The sequence below is a fragment of the Rhizobium sp. 10PS4 genome (assembly GCF_032464805.1).
Taxonomy (GTDB): Bacteria; Pseudomonadota; Alphaproteobacteria; order Rhizobiales; family Rhizobiaceae; genus Rhizobium; species Rhizobium laguerreae.
The window spans coordinates 97,408-118,245 of the sequence record NZ_JAWDIW010000016.1; the positions used below are offsets into that span (position 1 = coordinate 97,408).

Annotated in this window: 19 protein-coding genes; 9 read left to right on the forward strand and 10 right to left on the reverse strand. The window is 58.1% G+C overall.

From position 1 onward, the window contains the following. Positions 1 to 40: 40 nt before the first annotated feature. The 5 genes from RWJ89_RS27885 to RWJ89_RS27905 form a co-directional block, all read right to left on the reverse strand. On the reverse strand, positions 41 to 1,231 hold the full coding sequence (locus RWJ89_RS27885; protein WP_316031752.1) for a DUF932 domain-containing protein: 1,191 nt from the start codon (positions 1,229 to 1,231) through the stop codon (positions 41 to 43). A gap of 74 nt (positions 1,232 to 1,305) precedes the next feature. Continuing rightward, positions 1,306 to 1,962 carry a hypothetical protein gene (locus RWJ89_RS27890; protein ID WP_316031753.1) on the reverse strand — a complete coding sequence of 219 codons (657 nt, stop codon included), beginning with the start codon at positions 1,960 to 1,962 and terminating at the stop codon, positions 1,306 to 1,308. Positions 1,963 to 2,066: 104 nt separating this feature from the next. Further along, positions 2,067 to 4,199 carry a ParB/RepB/Spo0J family partition protein gene (locus RWJ89_RS27895; protein ID WP_316031754.1) on the reverse strand — a complete coding sequence of 711 codons (2,133 nt, stop codon included), beginning with the start codon at positions 4,197 to 4,199 and terminating at the stop codon, positions 2,067 to 2,069. Positions 4,200 to 4,478: 279 nt separating this feature from the next. After that, positions 4,479 to 4,940 (reverse strand): hypothetical protein, encoded by a 462-nt coding sequence (locus RWJ89_RS27900; protein WP_027690657.1) that lies wholly within the window; start codon positions 4,938 to 4,940, stop codon positions 4,479 to 4,481. Then, on the reverse strand, positions 4,941 to 5,294 hold the full coding sequence (locus RWJ89_RS27905; protein WP_316031755.1) for a hypothetical protein: 354 nt from the start codon (positions 5,292 to 5,294) through the stop codon (positions 4,941 to 4,943). A gap of 157 nt (positions 5,295 to 5,451) precedes the next feature. Between RWJ89_RS27905 and RWJ89_RS27910 the strand changes: the two genes are divergently transcribed. Together RWJ89_RS27910 and RWJ89_RS27915 are read left to right on the forward strand one after the other, a co-directional pair. Then, positions 5,452 to 5,952 carry a ProQ/FINO family protein gene (locus RWJ89_RS27910; protein ID WP_316031808.1) on the forward strand — a complete coding sequence of 167 codons (501 nt, stop codon included), beginning with the start codon at positions 5,452 to 5,454 and terminating at the stop codon, positions 5,950 to 5,952. Between the two features lie 149 nt (positions 5,953 to 6,101). Further along, on the forward strand, positions 6,102 to 7,025 hold the full coding sequence (locus RWJ89_RS27915; RefSeq protein ID WP_316031756.1) for an MBL fold metallo-hydrolase: 924 nt from the start codon (positions 6,102 to 6,104) through the stop codon (positions 7,023 to 7,025). A gap of 80 nt (positions 7,026 to 7,105) precedes the next feature. Here the strand turns inward: RWJ89_RS27915 and RWJ89_RS27920 are convergent, their stop codons facing one another. From RWJ89_RS27920 to RWJ89_RS27940, 5 genes are all read right to left on the reverse strand, one after another. Continuing rightward, positions 7,106 to 7,255 carry a hypothetical protein gene (locus tag RWJ89_RS27920; RefSeq protein ID WP_316031757.1) on the reverse strand — a complete coding sequence of 50 codons (150 nt, stop codon included), beginning with the start codon at positions 7,253 to 7,255 and terminating at the stop codon, positions 7,106 to 7,108. Between the two features lie 905 nt (positions 7,256 to 8,160). Next, on the reverse strand, positions 8,161 to 9,375 hold the full coding sequence (gene repC, locus RWJ89_RS27925) for a plasmid replication protein RepC (protein ID WP_316031758.1): 1,215 nt from the start codon (positions 9,373 to 9,375) through the stop codon (positions 8,161 to 8,163). A 154-nt stretch (positions 9,376 to 9,529) separates the two neighbouring features. Continuing rightward, entirely contained in the window at positions 9,530 to 10,573 is a 1,044-nt protein-coding gene (gene repB, locus RWJ89_RS27930; RefSeq protein ID WP_316031759.1) for a plasmid partitioning protein RepB, read from the reverse strand. Beyond that, positions 10,570 to 11,781 carry a plasmid partitioning protein RepA gene (gene repA, locus RWJ89_RS27935; RefSeq protein WP_026158447.1) on the reverse strand — a complete coding sequence of 404 codons (1,212 nt, stop codon included), beginning with the start codon at positions 11,779 to 11,781 and terminating at the stop codon, positions 10,570 to 10,572. Before repA ends, repB begins: the two co-directional genes overlap by 4 nt. Before the next feature lie 401 nt (positions 11,782 to 12,182). Beyond that, positions 12,183 to 13,328: a site-specific integrase gene (locus RWJ89_RS27940; RefSeq protein ID WP_316031760.1), complete on the reverse strand. Its 1,146-nt coding sequence runs from the start codon at positions 13,326 to 13,328 to the stop codon at positions 12,183 to 12,185. A 189-nt stretch (positions 13,329 to 13,517) separates the two neighbouring features. On the opposite strand from RWJ89_RS27940, the gene RWJ89_RS27945 reads away from it, so the two are divergent. From RWJ89_RS27945 to RWJ89_RS27975, 7 genes are all read left to right on the forward strand, one after another. Further along, positions 13,518 to 14,648, forward strand: coding sequence for an RHE_PE00001 family protein (locus RWJ89_RS27945; RefSeq protein WP_316031761.1), 1,131 nt, complete (start codon positions 13,518 to 13,520; stop codon positions 14,646 to 14,648). A gap of 70 nt (positions 14,649 to 14,718) precedes the next feature. Further along, positions 14,719 to 15,216: a hypothetical protein gene (locus RWJ89_RS27950; RefSeq protein ID WP_316031762.1), complete on the forward strand. Its 498-nt coding sequence runs from the start codon at positions 14,719 to 14,721 to the stop codon at positions 15,214 to 15,216. Positions 15,217 to 15,269: 53 nt separating this feature from the next. Further along, the gene (locus tag RWJ89_RS27955) at positions 15,270 to 15,692 is read left to right on the forward strand and encodes a hypothetical protein (protein WP_316031763.1); all 423 of its coding nucleotides are present in this window, start codon (positions 15,270 to 15,272) and stop codon (positions 15,690 to 15,692) included. A 584-nt stretch (positions 15,693 to 16,276) separates the two neighbouring features. Continuing rightward, the gene (locus RWJ89_RS27960) at positions 16,277 to 17,878 is read left to right on the forward strand and encodes an ATP-dependent nuclease (protein ID WP_316031764.1); all 1,602 of its coding nucleotides are present in this window, start codon (positions 16,277 to 16,279) and stop codon (positions 17,876 to 17,878) included. Then, positions 17,871 to 18,962, forward strand: coding sequence for a UvrD-helicase domain-containing protein (locus RWJ89_RS27965; protein ID WP_316031765.1), 1,092 nt, complete (start codon positions 17,871 to 17,873; stop codon positions 18,960 to 18,962). The genes RWJ89_RS27960 and RWJ89_RS27965 overlap by 8 nt, the downstream gene beginning before the upstream one ends. Before the next feature lie 427 nt (positions 18,963 to 19,389). Further along, complete coding sequence (locus tag RWJ89_RS27970; RefSeq protein WP_316031766.1) at positions 19,390 to 20,304, forward strand: patatin-like phospholipase family protein; 915 nt, start codon at positions 19,390 to 19,392, stop codon at positions 20,302 to 20,304. A 5-nt stretch (positions 20,305 to 20,309) separates the two neighbouring features. Then, positions 20,310 to 20,834 (forward strand): alpha/beta hydrolase family protein, encoded by a 525-nt coding sequence (locus RWJ89_RS27975; protein WP_316031767.1) that lies wholly within the window; start codon positions 20,310 to 20,312, stop codon positions 20,832 to 20,834. Positions 20,835 to 20,838: the final 4 nt, after the last annotated feature.

Sequence of the window (20,838 nt, forward strand, 5' to 3'; positions counted from 1 at the left end):
ATGGTGATGTTGAGGCTAGTTTGATCTGTCTCGAGGCGCGTCAGGAGACGCTCTCCAGCAGCTTTTTCGCTTTGCTTTCGAGTTCCAGACGCGTGTCCTGATTGGTCTTGGTGCGCGCCAGCGCGGTGATGCCCTGCACGAAATCGAAGACTGACTCCGGTGGCCGTCCCTCCTCCGACAGCACCATCTCGATCACCTTGCCGGTCTCGCTTTTCGAAAATCCCCGCCGGCGCAGGAAGGTTTCGCGGTCGTCATCCTTGCGGGCGACGATCCGCTCACGCGCCGCCTTGATGCCGGCGATGAAAGGGGCCGGTGAGGAATTGGCGAAACTCGTCAACGCGGGTGCTGCCTCGTGGGCGAAGCGCTGGGCGGCGAACTTCGAGTGGCGGATGGTGATCTCCTCGAAATTCTCCGTGCCCCAGAGATTTCGGTTGGCGCAGACCGCACGCAGATAGAACGAGGCAATGCCGAGCGTCTTCGATCCGACCTCCGAGTTCCAGGCGTAGAAGCCGCGGAAATAGAGGTCGGGCTCACCGTTTGGCAGGCGTCCGGCTTGGATCGGATGGGTGTCGTCGACCAGGAACAGGAAAACGTCCCGGTCGCTGGCGTAAAGGGTGGTCGTATCCTTGGTGATGTCGACGAAGGGATTGTGGGTCATCGTCGCCCAGTCGAGAACACCTGGAACTTTCCAGATCGTGTCGCCGGTCCCGTTGCCGGCGATCTTCATGACCGACGAGACCAGTTCGTGATCCCAGATGCGACCGTATTCCGGTCCGGTCACGGCCCTTAGTTCCAGCCGACCGTCATCCATCTCAAGCGTCTTGACGAGTTCGGCACGATGGTTGAGCAGACCGTGCTGCAGATTGATGGCAGCGAGCGGCGCGGGCAATTGCCGCATATAGGTGGCGGGAGCGCCAACGAGGCTGCAAAGCTGGCCGTAGCTCCAGTGGGTCGGTGCGATCGCTTGGCGCTGACCTGGAACGACAAGCTCAAGCCGTTCCGCGTTGTCGCGGGTTGCTTCGACGCGGATCGCAGCGCTTTCGATCGTTCGGGCATGGGCGCGCTCGGCGCGGGACCGGACGGTGTCGTAGAGATCGCTCAGCGACAGGAAGCGTTCATCGTCGGGACGGGAAAACCATTCCGACGAAACGCGGCCGATCCGCTCGCCGCGGGAGATATCGACCTTGAAGGCGGAACGGGCAGACGGGTTGTTGGAGGTGAGAGTGGTCATGAGCTGTCTCCTTAAAGCAGAAACCCGGCACGGCGGCCGGGCGAGGTTGAGGGATGTTTGAGGAAGAAGAAGGATCAATCGGAAGCCAGTCGGCGGCGTGCCGACCGGATTGCCAAGAGTGCCGCCTGGAATTCGGCGCTGCCAACGACATCAGAGACGTCGAATCCCGTAACTGCGGTGATGCACGCCGCGTGGATGTCGTCATCGGTGACCGCCTCCGGGGAGAGAGGGTCGAAACTTCGGTCGACCTCCAGCACGGCGGCGACCGCATGGCGGACCTGATCCTCCTGCAGCCGGGCGAGCACATGACCGGTCCTGGGTGGGTCGACCGGCTCTTCAGGATCCGGGTCTCCGGCGAGAATGGCTTCTCCTCGGGCAATCGCCCAGACAGATCGGTCGAGCCAATCGAGCGACGGTGGCCGGGCAGCACGGATGTCATCGAACAGGATCTTCAGCAGTCCGAGCAGGATCTCGAAATGACGCGCCCGGCGCTGGATAGGTTCATCGAATTGCTGGGGGATCTGGATCGGCGGACCCGCATAGGCCGCATGTGCACCGTCCCAGATGCCGGTGATATGAATTGCGCCCGAGGAATCGAAGTCCTTCTCGGCGATATCCCAACTGTCATCTTCGATGGCAGCACGGCACGCCTCGTCCAGCGTGCCAGCTTCATAGGTGCGACGCCGGAACACCGGCAGGTGATAGGTGGTTTCGATGGTGAAGTCAGACATAGGTGCCTCCTGAAACGGAAAAGCCCGGCGCGATGGCCGGGCTGTTGGGAAAGAAGACCCGACCGCAAATGCGATCGGGTCAGGCTGATGTGATGCTCGTGACACTATTCGGCGGCAGCGAGATGCTCGCCGTCGATCCCACTCTCCGTATCGCCGGTGTCATCGTCCGACGTTTCCGGCTCATCGAGCAGGAAGGCCGGTAGGTCCTGAGCTTCGGAGATATTCCCGGGCTCGTCGGACCCGACGGAGGCCTCATCGGCGACGGCGTCGCTTTCGATGGTGCCTTCCTCGACCGTCATGCGAAGCGGTTCCGGCAACCAGCCGCAGCCTGTGATCAGCCGTTCGGCCTCGCGGGCCATGTCGGTCTTCTTGAGATGGCCAATCAGCTCCACCGCCTGGTCACCTTTGGCCTCTCGAACGGCCTGCAGGATGCGGGCCTTGGTGACGCGGCCGAGATAGTTGTCGGCGGTCGGCACCCAGCCGGCTTCCACCATCTCGAAGCCGATCGAGCGGGCCAGCTGCTCAGCGTGGGCGATCGCCCGAGCCCGCTTGTTCCAGGGTTCGATCACCGTGTTGACCGACAGCGAGGCGCAATGCGCAAACAGGGCCTGCCGGCTGACCTCATCGAGCTTGATCAGGAAATCCCAGAGATCGTTCGGATCCTTGGGCAAATCCTGGCCCCAGCCTTCCTGCCTTTGATCGATCTCCTTCGCCCAGACCGTTTCGCCGAGACCGGGCGTCTGGCTGAAGCGGGCGCTCTGCAGCGTCACCTCCAGGCACGAATCCGAACCGTAGACGTAGAAGGTCTTCAGGACGAAGGCATGCAGCACGCCGATAAAGGCGATGACAGGATTGTTTGCCAACGCATTGCGCAGCGCGACGGTGCGCGCCGCCGTCAGATCGAGAACCAGCCGGTCGGGAAGTGGCTTGATCGTCTCGTCTTCGTCGTCCGGTTGCGTGCCCTCGCCGCCGGCCGCGCCGGTTGCCGGAAGATTCCCGCCATGATCGGCACCATCGTCGCCGCCATCGGCCGAGGGATCGGTCTCAGCCTTCGGTTCATCCTCGGGTCGCACGAAGCCTCGCTCGATCTTGAGCTCGCCACCGGCGCCGAGCGACACGAAGACACCGCCGCGGGCGACCTCCTCCGGGTCGAAAACATACGGACGGTCGTTGAGCCGGTCGAGCTCGCTGCCGAGTTCCTCCAGCTTCTGTTCGGTCGCTTCGGAGTACTCATCTGCCTCCGCATACTCTGCGTCGAGCTTGTCGTATTCGGCGCGGGTGGCGTCATAGCGTGCCAGTTCGTCTTCAGTCATTTCGGCATGCTCGCCGTAGAAGCGGCGCAGGCCGGATGTGTGGCCGTAAGGGAAATCGAACGCGGCTTCGACCCATTTCCAGCCTTCGCTCACCTGGATCGCCTCGGCGTCAGCCTTGAGCTTTTCCATCACGAGCTGCTCGAGCAGCGCCGGATCCTGCAGCCAGCCGCCCTGATCCTGGTCGAAGAGATCGCGCATCGTCACACCGCCTGCGGCCTCGTAGGCTTCGATGCCGACATAGACGGCGCGGCGGTCGCTGGCGCGGATTGCGGTTTCCGTCAGCAGCCGGCGGATGTAATAAGGCTCGCGACTATGCGAACGGGAGACCGTATCCCAGACCTGCTCCTGGCGAACGTGGTCGTTGGTGATCGAGAACGCCATGATTTGCTCCAGCGTCATCTCGTCCTCGGCATAGAGGTCGAGAAGCCGCGGCGAGACGGACGCCAGACGAAGCCGCTGCCTGACGGTCGCGACCGAAACGAAGAAGCGCGCGGCGATCTCCTCCTCGCCAAGCCCCTGCTCCCGCAAGGTCTGGAAAGCACGGAACTGATCGAGCGGGTGCAGACTGACGCGCTGGACGTTTTCGGCGAGCGAGTCCTCGACTTCGAGAGTTTCGCCTTTGCTGACGATGCAGGGAACACCGGCAGTCTTGGCCAGTCGCTTCTGCGCGACCAGGCGCTCGAGGGCGCGATACCGGCGCCCGCCGGCCGGAATGCGATAGATGCCGGTCTCGTTGCCATCGCCATCGAGTTCCGGGCGGACGTTGAGGCTGGTGAGCAGGCCGCGATGGGCGATGTCTTCGGCGAGATCCTCGATCGACACGCCTGCTTTGATCTTTCGGACGTTCTCTTGGCTCAACGTAAGCTTGTTGAAGGGTATGTCGCGGGCTGTACTAAGGGTGATTTTCTGGATGGCCTGGGCCATGTCGGTTTCTCCATGACGGACCGGGCGGAGCCTCTCTCCAACCCTCTCAATCCGTCACAGCTTTCCCGTCCCTCCTCTTCCTCTATCGCCTCCCCACCATGTCCCACCGTCTCTTCAGCAGGCGAAGCTTCCCTTGCGCCCTGGAGCCGGCAATACTGGGCCAGGGATTAAACCCTTCGGGTACGACTGGCGCAGCCAGGCTTGAGCGTTGCACACAGACCTCATGTTCGAAAACTATTCTGTTCTTGATTTGTTCTGCCGCCAACTCCAGGAGGGGCGTTATCTTTTTTTCTGGAGGAGAACCCATACCGCGAATGCCTTGCGATCCGATCGCGGCGCCGATGCAAGATCTCTGATTGCCTGCTCACAATTGTCGATTAGAACGAGGACTTCTGCCCGCACATAACGCGCAAGCGGGTCGTAATCGGCGCGATGACGTTCTTCTTGCAGGATAACAAACGTATCGGCGAATGAGACGATATTGCCTGGAAAGCCGCGGCTTGCCGCTGCTTTGCAGGAATTTTTCGCGACACCGTGCTCGAGAGTCCGATAGACTTGCGCCCATGCCGGCTCACTGCGCGTATCGCCTGTCCCCACCAGTAGATCGGCACAATCGCGAGCCAGCGCATGAAACAGCGCATAGTAAGCTGTACTGACACCACGTTTGAGGTCGGACTGGCGTGGACGCTTGGGGCTGGCCTTGGCGAGCCGCCGAGCGGTGGCGATTAAATCATTCGACACTTAGCTTGCGATCTTCTGCTGTTCGTCGAAATGATGCCGAATATGCGGAAACCGCGTCTCTCCAAGGGCGCTCAAAGCCTTTCGCACCTCAGTCGAAAGACCGTAAGTGAGTTTCGAACTGATCGGCTTGTCCGAATAGGCATAATTCACGTCGACGAGCAGGATCGGATCGCCATCGCTGTCTCGATCGGCCCGAATGTCGGCGCCAGAAAACCCTGCCTGGCCGAGGCGATCACGGAGGACCTTCTCAACGGCCGACTTGGTGGATTTCGATATGGTCTGTTCGTCGCTCATGTTTGCAATATAGAGGATTCTGCCAAGGACCGCCACCCCCCCGGAGACGAGGGCGAGCATTTCCATAGCTCATGCGCAGACTGTTCTGTACCAAACAGACGTATGAAGCGCAGTCGGCCTTGAGATCGGCTGCCGCAATATGCATTTCTGCAACAAGAACAGCTTAGACGATGTAGATCCCAGCCTCGCAGGGAAAGAAAAGATTGGGTTGGAACCTATGACAAAACCTTGGACAGTCAGCCGCGGCCCGATCGTAGCTTCGGAGATCGACATCCAGAAAGCAGACGCCATAAACGTTTTGCTAGTATGCCCGATCGGGATCCTGCCGGCAAGGCCAGGCGATCCTATCCGACCCTTTGCTGTCGGGCTCTTTAAGGAAATTCGCCCGCTTTTGAAACCCGGTGTTGGCATGACGACGTTGCGCCGCGCGGTTGCTGCCTTTGTCCACTCCAAGCGATATTATTTCGCGAGCGCCCAGCCCAATTCCGTTCGCCATGATCTGGACGGTAGGCCGCTGGAAGCCCTGAGCGAGGATGATCGCATGACGGCGCAGAACCGTTTTCTAGGTTTGAAGCAAAAGGCAATTGGCGGTGAGCGAAACTCAGAGCGTTCTTCACCCTCCCCTTCCTCGACGTCAGGCGCGACAAAATCAGAGCAGATCCGTGCGAGCCTTCTCGACCGCGGAAAAATGCAGCACACCTCGTCCATCTCGTCTTGAGCCGACGTCGCCACCACCCCAATCGCTTCTCAAACGATAGACCCTCGACTGCCAACGAGGATCTTCACCCAAAAAAACCGGACGTAGATGCACACGCAAAAATTACACGTACCCAGCACCCGGTCGGCCATGGCGGCTTTCACTCCGGATTGATCTCGACTGTCGAGGGGTCGCCCGACGGCGTGCGCTCTGCCAATGAGCGCCCCGTCGCAAGCTTTTCCTATGTCTATGACTGCGGCTCGGAACTAAGCGACGCTTTCAACAGTGAAATGTCGCTCTACCGGGCAGCATGCGACGGAAAGACGGACGTGCTTTTTGTTTCACATCTTCATCCTGATCACATCAACGGCATCGATCGTCTGCAGGCAATGGCGCCAGCGAAGACGGTCATCGTTCCTTACCTGGATGTTGTAGAGCGCCTGCTTTTCGTTCTCTCCGATTTCGACCGCGGTGCGGCCTCCCGATCTTCACTCGACTACTTTGAGAACCCTGTAGCCTGGTGGCTCGGGAGAGGTGTAGAGCGAGTCATATTCCTTCAGCCGGGCAGGCCCGACGATGTCCCTCCTCCCCGTGGCGCAGAACCCGACGGTCCGATCGACGATTCGTCCGCTGGACGCCGAATACGACTTGATGACGCCCCGTCCAAAGGCTCATCGGCAAGCAGACTGGCGACTTACATGCGTGCGCCACATGGGCTGATCGCTGAAAAGCTCACTCCTGCGGATCCGACAGCACGAGAGACGCAAAGCGGTGCGTTTGTGGCTGCATCCGGTTCGTATCTCCAACTGGAGTGGCAAGCCTTTACAGGTGACGCATGGCGCAGGGCGATTGGATTCTCCTGCCCTATGTCCATCCGGTCGACGATCTGGCCCGAAAGCGGTTTCTTAGGGACATCAAGAAGGCGCTTGGTTTCCGGGGAAATGAAGAGGCAAAGCTCTCCAAATCGCTGCTTCAGCACCTACGGTCTATCGAAAGTGCGAAGCGGCTGGTCGAAATCTACAACCGGCATTTCGCCGGAGGACACAATGCGATTTCGATGTCACTTTACTCTGGGCCGTTATCTCAACGGGTAGTCGCAACTTAAAGGCACACAGATCCGTCCCGGCAGTGGCGCTCCTCGCTGGAAGAGCCACCCTACGGCCGCTTCTTCTGGTCAACTGATGGCATCGGCTGGTTGGGCACGGGCGACGCCGCGCTTCGCCAAGATAAATGGCGCCAGCCATGGCGGACATTTTTCGATGGCATTAGTGACCGGATTGCGGTCATGACATTGCCACATCATGGCTCGGCGAACAATTTTCATCCAGACATCCTTGGGTTCCGAGGATTGCGGTTCGCGCTTGCTACGACCCTCGAAGCCCGAAACCGCGTCTCTCGCCTGAGAGAGACGCTCGGCGCGGTGGAACTGCGGGGTATTCGTACCCGAGTCATCGACGATGAACGCTTAAGTCGTTTCTCAGGCACTTGCGAACGCAGCCTGGCTTAGGCGGCCGACGGTAAGGCTATGCTCCAAACGGCACTGGCCACTCTTCTTCCCTCTTTCTCGCCGGGCGAGCAGCTTTGATCATGTGTTAAGACCGTGAGGAACGACCCGGTGGCGGGTGCGTAGGGTTGATCCGCGCCCGCCAGCCGATCGTGCGACGCGTTCGTGGACACGCAGGATGATCGCTTATGAACCCGATGACCTCGAGGCGGCATCCGACGCAACTCAGAAGTACGCAGCACCCGGGGATCCAAGACCATCTCGAAAACCCAGGGACTCATTGCCGGCGCGCCGCTCAACTCGAAGAACCTGGCGGCGACGAAGGCCGTTGGCAACATCTGTGAAAACCGATGTGATTTCAGTCGCTTGAGGCGGTTAGTCGGGACTAACGGCCAATAAGCTCCCGTCAGCGACGCCTGTTGAGCAATTCCAGCGAACGCAAGCACCTGTCTTCCATCCGATTGTCTGAGAACTGAAAGCCAGACCGGTTCGAGTGTTTCAGACCATGGTAGGTAAAGAAATTACCCGAGATTCACACCAGCAACTCTACAGCCAGCACTAAACTTTCCCCTCCGGGCATCCAATATCGCGATGCCTGTATTGCAGCAGAACGAACTTCGCTGCCAAACCGCGAAATTCGCAGGTTAGACGAGGGAAACGCCAAGCAATCCAGAAACACCTTTTATTTCAGTCGCTTAGCGCGGTTAGTCGCAACTAACCGCGATCTAAACTGCTTGAGGCAGCCTGCCAACACTGTTGCGGAGCAGCGCCATGATTACCGGACCGAGAGAAAACTCACCCCGCTCGGCGCGCCGCGTCAGATCCCGCAGATATCCACCTGGCGAATTGATCAGATTTGCGCGCTCAAGGATGCAACCGACCGCCACTGCGGCATTTTCCTGCCCCATAGCCTCGCACGCATCTTGGAAAGCAGATGGACTGATCCCCAGCATCGACCTCACCACCACTGCGGCCGACATGAGGTCGCGCCAGCTTCCGACCCCCCCGCCCGGCCCATAGTCAGCAATCTGTTGGCAGGCCTTCAGCACCACACCAAGAGGGAAAGCCTTCAGCGGCTCGACCATTCGCTTGTCGGGCTTGCTCGGCTTCGCGCCCTGCTCTTTTTCAGAGCTAGGTTCAAGTTCATAGGTGGATTCGGGATTTGAATTCTGTATGTGCTGCTCAAATTGAGCGTCATTGGTGCTATTAAATTGTGAATTCTGCTGATTGTCCAACTGATTGATGATCTCGTCGCGAAGAAGCTCCATTTCATCCAGAATCCCCGCTACGTCGTTCATGGCCGGGGAACGGGGGATGCGGGCAACGAGTTCGAGATATATTGCTTCAATGGCTGCCCAATCACCCTCAGCTCCCTCCTCCATTGCTGCCGAAATTAGCTTGCGAACGTCGCGGCGGCAGATCGTCAGGTTCTCCTTGGCTTTCCTGAAAGCGGACCGCGCGGCAACGACCTTCTGGGCGATGAGAGCCAGCTCTTCGGATCGGGCGAGCATTGGCGAGAGATCAAAACCGAAGGCATTCTCGATTTCCCCAGCATTATTCTTACGCGCGAAGCGTTTGCCGTTCGCGCTGTCCTTCCGAACGATCAACCCGGATTCCACCAGCAATGCAAGGTGACGGCGAAGTGTTGCTCCAGCCATGCCATGGGCCCGCAGGATCAATTGTGCGTTCGACGGAAACACCACCAACTGTGCTTCCTGGCGCAATTCGTTCTCCGGGTAGAAACTCAGCAGCGCGTCAAGCACAGCAAGGCTGCTCGACTGCAGGCCGAGCGCTTCCCTGGCCTCAGAAGCGTCCCGAAAGACCTTCCATTTTTCGACAGATTTTCCCGCCTTGATCTCTCTTGTAGCGACTTGTCGCTTCACGAGGGCAAGCGTCATCGACCGCCGCCCGAAGGGCGTCGTCACACTTCCTGTTTGCATCGTCTTTCACCTTTCAAAAGGCAAAAGAAATCGGCTCACCAAATCGGTGCCAAAGACTCTTGACGAATATCCGTGGAAGTGCGATTCTCAGGTTGCTTAGATCTGAAAGAGGTTTCCACGACGGCGACGTTTTGGGGGCCTTTTTCTTTTTCCGCTAATCTCCGTTGTTCAAATGGTCTTGAGCGCTGTTCCTGGAGCGATGCTCCTCGAAGAGCGCTGGCAAGCGCTCCAAGACGAAGGCGGCGAAATCTGGCATCTCGCGCCGATCGATCGACAGGTCCAACTTGGTTTTGCTCTTCGTTACCTGGGCCAAACGTAGCCCCGCGGGCGTTGTCAGGAGATCCGGTAGTCCGCGCTTGGTTGGTGTAGGTTTGAGGCCGGCGACGAGCGACTTGAACCGGTCGGGCGAGGGCAGGGCTTTCGCCTCGGCCGATCGCAGGAAAGTTGAAGCCTGTTCAAGGTCATCGTCGCGTGTGAGAAGCTCAGCGAGAGCCATCCAACTTTTCAAGCCAATCCCGGGCGCCGAGCCGATTGCGTCGACAATTTCCGTGGGGATGCGGGTCACCACCGACAGCATGTTCGAGAGATCGCTTTTGTAGACGGACAACGCTGCCATCACGACATCTCGTGAAAATTGCTCGGTCAGCCGAGAGGCGAACCGCGCCTTTTCTATGAATGTCAGGTCCTGGCGTTCATTGTTCTCCTGACCTTGGGCAATTACGAGCTGCTCGTCTGTAAGTTCCCTGACAACCGCCTTGACCGGAAGGTTGAGTTCCGAGACTGCGCGCAAACGACGGTGCCCAAATGCGACTTGATAGCGCCCCGGTGCCTCGGGGTGAGGGCGCACCAGAATAGGGATCTGCTGGCCTTGTTCGCGGATAGCTTCAACAAGACCGGCAATATCACCGGGCATGCGGTCTTGAACGAAAGATGGATCGACCGTATCCGTATCGAGTTCGATGATGGTTTGACCCTCAGCCAGGCGTTTTTCGATTTCTTCGGCGCGCTCAAACCTCGCCTTACCTTCTGCGAAAGCACCGCCAACCTGGCTAGTGAGACGCGATGATGCCGGTGTCGCTCCTTCCGCTGGTGGGGAGCCCATGAGCGGAAGAATGCTTCGGCTCTTAATCGGTCTTTCAACCGGCGCCGCGACGGCGGCGGTTGGCTTGGGGGTGCGGAGGATGTCCTTCCTGCTCATGACTTTCTTCCCCATGCTTTCTTGATCAGTGACTCGATCTCGTCGTTGACGTTGTTCATCGCCTCAAGCGCGCGATCATAAGTGGCCCGGGTGAATTGGCCTCTCTCCACCTCGAAAAGGGTCTGGTTAGTGAGACCGGCATCGGAAACGGCCGTTGTCTTCAGCATCGGGAAGTTTAAAACATTCTCTCCGAAAATCGCCCTGAGATACCCGACCATCTGGTTCTGTGGCCCATCACTCGGCTCGAACCGCGTCACGAGATAGCGCATCCAGTTATAGTCGAAGCGCGCACCGTGCGATGAGATCTCCCGGAGCAGATCCGATGTCATCGACAGAAACTGATTCATCGACATGACATCGAGCATCTGCGGATGCACGGTGATCAGAACCGAGGTGGCTGCGGTTAGGGCGGAGAGGGTGAGGTAGCCTAGTTGTGGCGGGCAGTCGATCACCACAACGTCGTAATTGGGTGCCACTTGGTCAAGCACCTCGCTGATCCGGTGGAAGAACATGGTATCGCCGATCTTCCGCTTCATCAGCGCCCGCGGCGTATCGTGTTCGAACTCCATAAGTTCGAGGTTGCCGGGGATCAGATGAAGATCAGGAATGTAAGTCGCGCGAACAATCTCGGCCATTGGGCGAGCGTCGTCGTATCGAATCGCACCATAAAGCGTCTCGTTTACGCCGACATCGGTTTCTGGCTGGTTGCCAAAGAGTGTGGACAGGCTCGCCTGCGGGTCAAGATCGATAGCGAGCACGCGGTAGCCGCGAAGCGCGAGATACTGGGCCAGATGAGCGGCAGTCGTGGTCTTGCCGGACCCGCCCTTGAAATTCATGACCGAGATAACCTGCAACGCTTCATCGTCGCGGCGGTGTGGAAGATAGCGGCGATTGCCCCGGCCCACCTGGTCGAGGTGCTTGCGGATCTTGTGCATGTCCTCAACGGAATACGACCGGCGCCCGGTCGGACTGGTGCTGACCTGGAGACCTTCGAGCTCGTTTGCGAGCTGGCGCAAATATACTTCTTTCACGCCGACCAACTTTGCTGCCTCCGCTGGCTGAAACGTGCGGATGCCCTTTTCCGCCGTAGGGGGAAAGGTCGCGAGCTGATGCTCTTGCAGTTGCGCCGACAAGGAACGAGAATGGCGCTCAATCAACCCCATCAGGTCTTCATCTTTTGGCGGTAATTTTGCAGCGATTTTGGGCATCCCCGGACCTGATTTCTTGAAATAGCGCTTCTGAGCGGAATTTCCTAATCACTCCGCTGCTTGCAATAAGCATCGATTCTAACAGGCTGGCAAGCTATTTAGGGTTAACAAAACCTTAATGCCGACCGTCGCTCGTGCAAAGAGATCTAAACATTATTGTGCAAGAACAAGACGTTATCGAGGCTGTATCTCCGGATGCCGTTTTCACCCGTACACCGGAATCTTCGAAGCAATAGGCGCAAGGGATACATTTGGCGGTGGCGACATGGCGACTCAAATTAGCATCCAAGCGAGTTCACTGACGAGAATCATTGCAACCAGCTAGGGTGGAAAAACGGCCGCTGTGGGGATGCAGTCCAATGAAGCCGCTCGGGTTTTAGAAAATCCTCCTCCTCCCGCAATTAAAGCATACGGGCAGCCCGTCCGCTTCGACGCGTAGCATTATTGTAGTAGCTCGACGCCTGTTGCACTGACCGATGACGCGACTGTTCCATGGCTTCGAGGAGCGGGATGTTGCGGATGGCCGCCTCAGTGAGAAATCCTGACCGCAAGCCGTGCGCCGAAAACTCCTCCCTATCCAGCCCGGCCAATGCCACCCGCTGCTTGATCATCGCATTGACCGACTGCGGATCGATCGCCCGCCGCGACACCGTTCCCCATCGCCCGATCGCCCGAAACACGCTGCCGCTGTCGATCTTGGCGGCCACCATCCAGGCGTTGAGCGCTTCGACCGGCCGGCCGGTGAGATAGACAACGTCGTCCTCGTCGCCGCTGGTCGTCTTGGTGCGGCCGAGATGAATGGCGAGAGAGGGGAGGAGGGCGCCATTCTCGACCGGAATCGGCGGCTCGACGGTCAACTGTTCGCGGCGCAGCCCGGCGATCTCGCTGCGCCGGCGACCGCCGGACGCAAAGGCGACCATCAGGATCGCCCGGTCGCGCAGATCGCGCAGACTGTCGGTGGCGCAGGTCGACAGCAGTCTTGCCAGGACGTCGCCGGTGACCGCCTTGGCGCTCTTGCGAAGACGTTGTCTTGGCGCGGCTCGGATCGCCAGCCGAATGGCTGATTTGAGGGCAGGGGAGGCGAAGGCGCCGTCAAGGCCGCGCCATTTGGTCAGCGTCGACCAGTTCGCCAGCCGGCGGCGTACGGTGGCTGGCGCATGCGGTCCGACGGATTTCAGAAACCCTTGGCTCCGGAGGTTTTGGTCGACCTCGGCCGGTATCCCATGATCGCGATCGGCAGCACGCTTTTCCGGATCCCAAAGGTGATGCGCGACGAATTTCAGCAGCAGCGCCTCGGGCGCCGGCCAGGGCAGAGACTTTCCAGTCGCCGCCAAGCCCCAGGCTTCCAGATAGCTGAGATCCGAGGTCAGCGCCCGCAGCGTATTGTCGCCCATGCCCTGGTTGACGAGATGGCGCAGCGTCTCGACATCCTGGTCGGTGAGCAGCTCGGCAAGCTCGTCGCGGCGCTCCATCGGCAGCACCGCGGCGATGGTGTCGAGTTCTTCGGCACGGCGCTCGACAGCGGTCAGTGTCTTGGCTTTGGCCACAGGCGCTCCAAAAGGACGGTTTCGGCGGCCTCTGAGACCGTGAATTGCCCCGATTCTTGCTGATTTGCGCGCCGAAATCAATCTACCATCGATAACCAGTACTTATCGATGGTTAGAAGCCCAACCCTCAATCATACCATGTGAAGAACCGTAATATTACTATAGAGTTCCTTTAAAGGATCGTTTACCATGATTTCAATGGCTTACGATCTCGCGAAAATCAGCATGACACCCCTGATGCGGCCGGCTTTCGACGCCGGCACCGCGCTTACGCGTTTGGACGAACGCATCGCCCGTTCGCCGGTCGGCCAAGGCTGGATTGAACGGCAAAACTTTGCTGATGCCTGTGCCTCACTGTGGATCGACGGCGAACTCGTCCACCTGGAAGACCTCATCCTCCACGACGCCACCAAGGATATTCGCACACCCACCCGTGAGCTGACAATCGCCCGCGACGTGTTGCGCACGCGTCGGCGGATCGCCGGCCAATCCCCCGATTGGGCGCTCTCTACCGACGGCATCCGCTCGCTGCGGAAAACCTCGGAGATAGGGTCGGGCGGCGGGGACGAGGCGACGACGGCCGGAGTTATTCGGACGGCTGTCGCGATCGACGCGGAAGGGGAGGGGGATGATGGTGACGACGTCAAAAATCCGCCCGGCGTCGATTATGCCGCGATCGATGCGATCCTCGCGCGCTCTGACGCCGCGATCGAACGAGCCAAAAAGCCCGGCCGGGCTCCGGCCGATCCGCTGGTCTATGATCTCGATTGGGACGAGGACGAGCGGCTGGAGGAGTGGCGTGAAGTGTTGCGGCAACTAGAACATCTGCCGTCGGTGCTGCAGGCGATCGTCGCGCTCGATGCCTGGAACGAAGTTTCGGTCCTGCAACATGCGCCCTGGCTCGGCCGGCTGCTTTGCGCCGCGATCCTGCGCCAGGCCGGCGTCACGACCGGCGAGCATCTGGCCGCCGTCAACCTTGGCCTCAAAACCATTCCGGTCGATCGGCGCCGGCATCGCGACCGGGACACGCGGCTGCTCGCCATCGCCCACGGTCTTATAACGGCCGCGGAGATCGGTCTGAAAGAGCATGACCGACTGACACTGGCGAAGACAATGTTGGACCGAAAACTGGAGGGAAGACGAACGTCGTCAAAGCTGCCGGAGCTGGCCGAGCTGGTCATGGCAAAACCGTTGGTGTCGGGCGGGATGGTGGCGAAGACGCTGGACGTCACGCCGCAGGCGGCGCGGCGGATTGTTTTGGAGCTCGGCCTGAGGGAGATGACGGGGAGGGGGAGGTTTCGGGCGTGGGGGGTGCTGTAGTGGAAGGGTCGTCAGATAAGCGCTACACTTTCAGCCACGATGTCATAGCACCGAGAACTAGGGATTTGCCATGACACAAGATTCGTGGGGAAAAGTGGTTGCTACCCTTTCGGCGCAAATGGATGCGGCCCCGATCCAGTTCTTTTCCACGTTTTCTCGTTTCGAGTGGGCCTTTGGGCAGGAGGGAGAGACGTTCACCCTTAAGCCGCCTAGCCCTGGCATCAGCTGGGACAAGGTCGGCCAGACGTTTGGCGGCAAGTTTTACCAACTCGTTAAAGCGGATGTCGAGGCGTCTCGCATTATCGCTGATCCTCCAAAAGCGATTGAAAACTTAGCCGGCCTCGGTCTTCGGTTTAGCGCTACACCTCCGCATTGCGGCGACGCCTCAGCCGTTTTTCATGCGCTCGCGCGTATCCGCAACAATTTTTTCCATGGTTGGAAAACCGGCCTCGAGGCGGACGATCGGCAGCACATTGCCGACGGCAATGCGGTCCTCCGGATCGCCTACGAATTTTGCTACAATCACCCCCAGCTTCAAATAGTCTCGCACCACCTTATGTATATATGATCAGCGGTTTGAGAGGTCGTGTAAGCGATGATCTCTGACTTAGGAGGTGGTGCGTGACTACCATGGACAATCACTACGAAATCATGGGCCGCATTTTGGCGCACTTGATCAAGGTCGGACTTCGTCGCGTCGAATTCACAGAGGATGACGCTTATAAGATCTTGTCCAACGGCATCGAGACCGACGAGGATCTTCCCATGATTTTTGCCGACATCTTGAGGTGGATGCTTGAGGAGAACCTTATTCGCAGCGGTAGAATACACTTAATGATGGACAGCAGCTACATATTCCAGGACGTGCAGCTAACGTCGAGAGGCATAGCCGCTGTACAGGCCAAACCCACTGATCCGAGTCTTGGTGAAAGTGTCGAAGAGACCGTGGCGGGCAACGATGAACTTGACGCTTCGACCTACACGAAAATCGGTTCTTTTGTCGGCGGTTTGATGGGAGGTTTCACGCAGGCCTTGTCGGGCTGAGCCCGGACCCAATACTAGTTTTTTAACTGACCTAAGACCCATCTTCCCTCCAGTTTCAGGAGAGACTTTGGTTTTCAATCTGGCCTCATGCGGCCAGTTTTTCCATAGCCATTTTCATTGCGAATTCACCGAGCGTTATGTTGCCCAGTGAAGAGCGTGGTCTGTTTCGATTGTAGTCCCCCTTTTCATGCTGTGATGAGCCGGAGGGTTCGGTGTCAACGCAAACCTTGTGAGGAAATGGATCAAGAATGCCTTGCAGGTACGTGCTCTACAGCGCCTAGGCGACGCTGGCCGAAGCCAAAAAGCGACGGTCGGAAATCGCCTGTCTGAATCGCGTTGCACGGGCCGATCTGGTGCCCTGCGGAGCCTGTCGTCGCCGCAGGGCACCAGATCGGCCCGCGCCGCGTCCCTGCTACGATGTGGCTGACCCGCAGCGTGAACCACGCTTACTATTCACACTGACTTGCCAAGCTGCGATACGAAGGATTGAATTTGCCTGAGCGTTCCCCTGGGGTGAACCATACCGCGATTGCGTCCGAAATCGAAAAAGCGCTCTGTAAAAATCGGGAATGGAGGAGGACGCGATGATTCGAAAAATCAAGATCCAGGGTTACCGAATACATAAGAATCTGTCGGTCGAGCCGAACCGGAAATTCAACCTGATTGTTGGAGCCAATGAGTCTGGCAAGTCAACGCTCATGGAAGCTGTCGCGCTTGCGCTCACAGGCCGGATCAACGGCCGCAGCGTCTCCGAGGAACTAAATCCGCACTGGTTCAACACAGCCGTAGTTGAGGAGTTCATCAAGAAGCGAGTTAGCGGCGTTCCAGTCAGTTTTCCGGAGATTTTGATTGAGCTGTATTTCGAGGATGTTCCGGAGCTGCAAATCCTATGTGGTGCAGTTAACACGCATGTGCCGACGACGGCATGTCCTGGCGTGAGCATGCGGATTTCGGCGAATCCGGACTACGCGGCAGAACTGGAAGAGTGGGCCAAGGCTCCGACCCCTCTTCTCCCGGTCGAGTATTACCGTTGTCAATGGCGGTCATTTGCAGACAAGGAACTGACGACACGGCCAAAGGTCCTGGCCACTGCGGTGATCAACTCGCACACCGTCCGGACCTCATCTGGTATCGACTATCACATGCGCCAAATCCTCGGCGACCAACTGGAGCCCGCGGAGCGAGCGCAGATTTCGCTCGAATACCGCCGTGTAAAGGCTTCGTTGTCTAACACTGCATTGAATGCCGTCAATACGAGAATGAGTTCCGTGCACGCGACCCTGCACAACCGGCCGATCGCGCTTGCAATGGATCAAAGCGCGAGAACTTCGTGGGAAGGTGTCGTCACCCCGCACGTGGATGACGTTCCATTCAGTATGTCTGGTCAGGGGCAGCAATCGGCAATCAAGATCTCGCTCGCGATGAACCGGCACGCCGGCCGCGCCAAGTTCGTCATGGTCGAAGAGCCCGAGAACCATTTGACGCACACCAGCCTCGTCACTCTGCTTTCGAGAATCGAGTCACTTGCGGGTGAGCAGCAACAGCTATTCATCACTACGCACAGCTCATTCGTGCTCAATCGCCTGGGACTGGATGCCCTTCTTTTGATGGGCCATGATGTGACCGCCAAGCTCTCAACGCTCGACCCGGAGACAGTCAACTACTTCAAGAAGCTTCCAGGATATGACACGCTGCGCATCGTCCTTGCGAACAAGATCGTTCTGGTCGAAGGACCGTCCGACGAGATCGTGTTCGAGCGGATTTTCCATGACCGGTACGGGAAGCGTCCGATGGCGTACGGGATCGACGTGCTGAGTATGCGCGGCCTCTCGCTGGCTCGCGGTCTGGAACTCTGTGCTGCACTCGGCAAGCCGATAACAGCTTTACGGGACAACGATGGCATTGACCCAGATGAGCTTCGCGGTCCTGTAGACAAGTGGCTAAAGAAGGGCGTACGCGAACTTTTCATCGGTGAGGTCGCCCACGGTGAGACGCTTGAGCCGCAAGTGATTCACCACACCGGTGAAGTCTTGCTTCGGGACATTCTTGGGATCGCCGATCATGCAGACCTGCTGAAATGGATGACCAGGGAAAAGACCGAGGCAGCTCTTCGAATCAGCGCTTCAGACAAAAAGATTGTTCCGCCGGCGTACATGCTGGAAGCAGTCAAATTCGCGCATGGCTAACCATCTGACGCTGGCGGTCGCAGGCTCTCGGAAGACACAAAGCATCGTTGAGCACTGCGCTTCAGTGTCGCGCGAGCGACGCGTGCTGGTCTTGACCTATACGCAAGCCAATCAAGAAGAACTGATCAGCCGGCTGAAGCAGTACGCAGGTGACCACCATCATGTCGAAGTGATGGGCTGGTTCACCTTCCTCCTACGACATTTCGCCAGGCCCTTCTTGCCGTTCAAGTTCGCCGGGAAACGCGTCCTAGGCTTCAATTTCGATGGGCGTCCCCATCGCATGTCAACCGGCATTGGTCGATTTCTGGACTCCAACGGTGCTGCATACGGATGTGAACTTGGTCGCCTCGCTCACGAGTTGGTTGCCCAGAGTAAAGGGGCGCTTCTGAGGAGGCTGGAGTGCATCTACGACGAAATCCTGATCGATGAGGTTCAGGATCTCAGCGCTCACGATTGGGAAATCATCGACGTGCTGCTGGATTCTCCGGTCGACATTCGCATGGTCGGCGACATCCGTCAGTCGGTGCTCGCGACAAATCCGCGTAGTTCCAAAAATGCAAAATATTCGTACGCGGGGTCGATCAAGTGGGCGCGCGAGCGTCAGGCTAAAGGGCTGCTTGAAATCGTGGAGCGCGTGACGACTTGGCGGTGCCATCCCGTCGTTGCGAAATTCTCTGACAGCATCTTCGACCCGTCTTGGAAGTTCCCCGAGACGCAGTCGGAGAACAGAACAGTTACGGATCACGATGGCGTGTTTCTGGTATCGACAAAGCACGTCACCGAATACGTTCGTCACTTCCAGCCTCAGTGCTTGCGACACAGCGTCAATTCAGGCAAGGCCTTCGATCTTGACTACCTCAATTTCAAAGTGTCAAAGGGCATGACGTATGAACGCGTCCTGATAGTCCCGACCGCGCCCATCGCCAAGTTCATCGCATCTGGCGCCTATCTAGAGGCAAATTCCGCTTCCAGCTTCTACGTCGCAGTTACGAGAGCGGAGCAGAGCGTTGCGATTGTTCTGGATAAGGCAGGCTCGTCTTCGTTGCCTTTCTGGGATCCAACGGCGGCGAAACGGGAGGTATAGGCCCTAGCCGGGTTCTGCAGGTGGTTTGTCCGGAAGGGTGGTCAGGTTGAAGGTCCTGGGGCCACCAACGCCGCTGGTCGGTAGAGTAGGGCCATGATCGCGGGGCCAGCATGCGCGTTCGCCGATCCACGTGGGGTTACCGGACCTGGAAACAGCAACGTCTGGATATGAGAAGGGGCCACTTGATCTTGTTGTTCGTTTCCGTGTGTGTTTGATCCATTTTTCCGTTCGCAGTGATCCACCTACGCCGGATAAAATTGTTGTTGCACAATTCACTACACCGGATCTGGTGGCTAACGCGAAATGGCAAAACGGATTAAAGCCGGCTGGAAATCAACACTTGGTCTTCATAGTTCCACTTTCCACTTCTGTTTGGTAAGAACGGTCAACATCATAAACGAGCAGTGGAAAGCGTTTGACACATCGAATGTTTGTGGCGTTTGCCGGGGGCGGTGCGAAGGCCTTGATTCATCTTGGCGCTCTCAGAGCGCTGGAAGCAAAGGGTGTTGATTTCAGGGGGCTCTCTGGCACATCCGCTGGAGCTCTGGTTGCAACACTAAAGGCCTCGGGGTTCTCTGCAGATGAGCTTCTGAACCCGCTCGACAAATCTTCCGTCATCTCGCGGCTTGGTGAGATCCGGCCCTCCATCAAACAGGCAAAGCATCTGTTCGGTAGATGGGGATGGTGGAAAGTCCGGCTTTTTCGCACTGCGATGCCGGTGTTGCCGACGATTTTATGCGTCTCGCTGGTCAGCGTTGCGCTCACTCTAATCTTGGTCGGCGCGCTCCTGGCATGGGGCAGAATATATCTCGCCGCAGCTATTTTCGCTGCATTGATAATTTTTCTCTGTTGCGTTGTAACCTCGCTCTTATCAGGACTTGCCAGATCGCGGGAGTTTTCTGAAGCCCTTGGCATCCTTCTCCAGCAGCGGATGTTCCCATCGGAACCGGGACGCGTCGTTCGAATGGGCGACTTTGGCCGCGACGGTCGGCCGATCCTCAAGATCGTAAGCGCCAACCTGACGACCGGGAAGATGGAGCTTTTTTCTCCTGAGCGAACGCCGAACGTCCCGGTAGCGGATGCGGTCGCTGCCTCTATCTCCCTTCCGATCATATTCGAACCGCTGATCATTGACGAAAACTTGCACATGGACGGAGGAATTGTCTCCAACCTTCCTGCCTGGTCGTTTGATGAAGAGCGTGAACTTGATCCGGATGCCATCACTCTGGCCATCGAGATTCAAACAGCCACGGAAAGGCGCATCCTCAATCGGCTAAATTGGCTGGGAGCTTTCATTAGAACCGGATTGTTCGGCTCATCCGAACTTACGTGTCGCAGATGATGGGCATGACGAGCGGCGAAAAGGGCTTCGATAAGGGTCAGTTTCTCGACAAATCCTCCGACGTTCAGGCAGCTGTGACGATGTACGGGATCTCCAATCTTCTGGAGATCGGAGACGGTTTTCCGGACGCGATCGCGAAAGTGCATCAATCGCCGGCAGTAACGGAGGCCCTGCTTGTCAACGGCACGGCGTTTGCAGATTTTCCCGGCGCATCGATCGGTAGCAATCCCGAAAAGGCGTTGCAAGCAAGCCCCGTGGGTCATGTTGCCGGCAACAAGCCACCGTTCCTCATCATGCATGGAAGCGCCGATACGCTCGTGTCGCCTCGTCAAAGCGTGCAGCTCTACGAAGCATTGAAGAGCAAGGGCGACAAGGTGGAATACGTTCTCGTAGAGGGCGCCGGTCATGGCGATCTCACCTGGTATCAGCCGCCGATCATCGATCGGGTGGTCGAATGGTTCACGGCTACATTGGGTGGTCCTATCAAGAGCAGTAAAAGCGAACCGGCTTCCAACACTGGCAATCTTTAAAGGC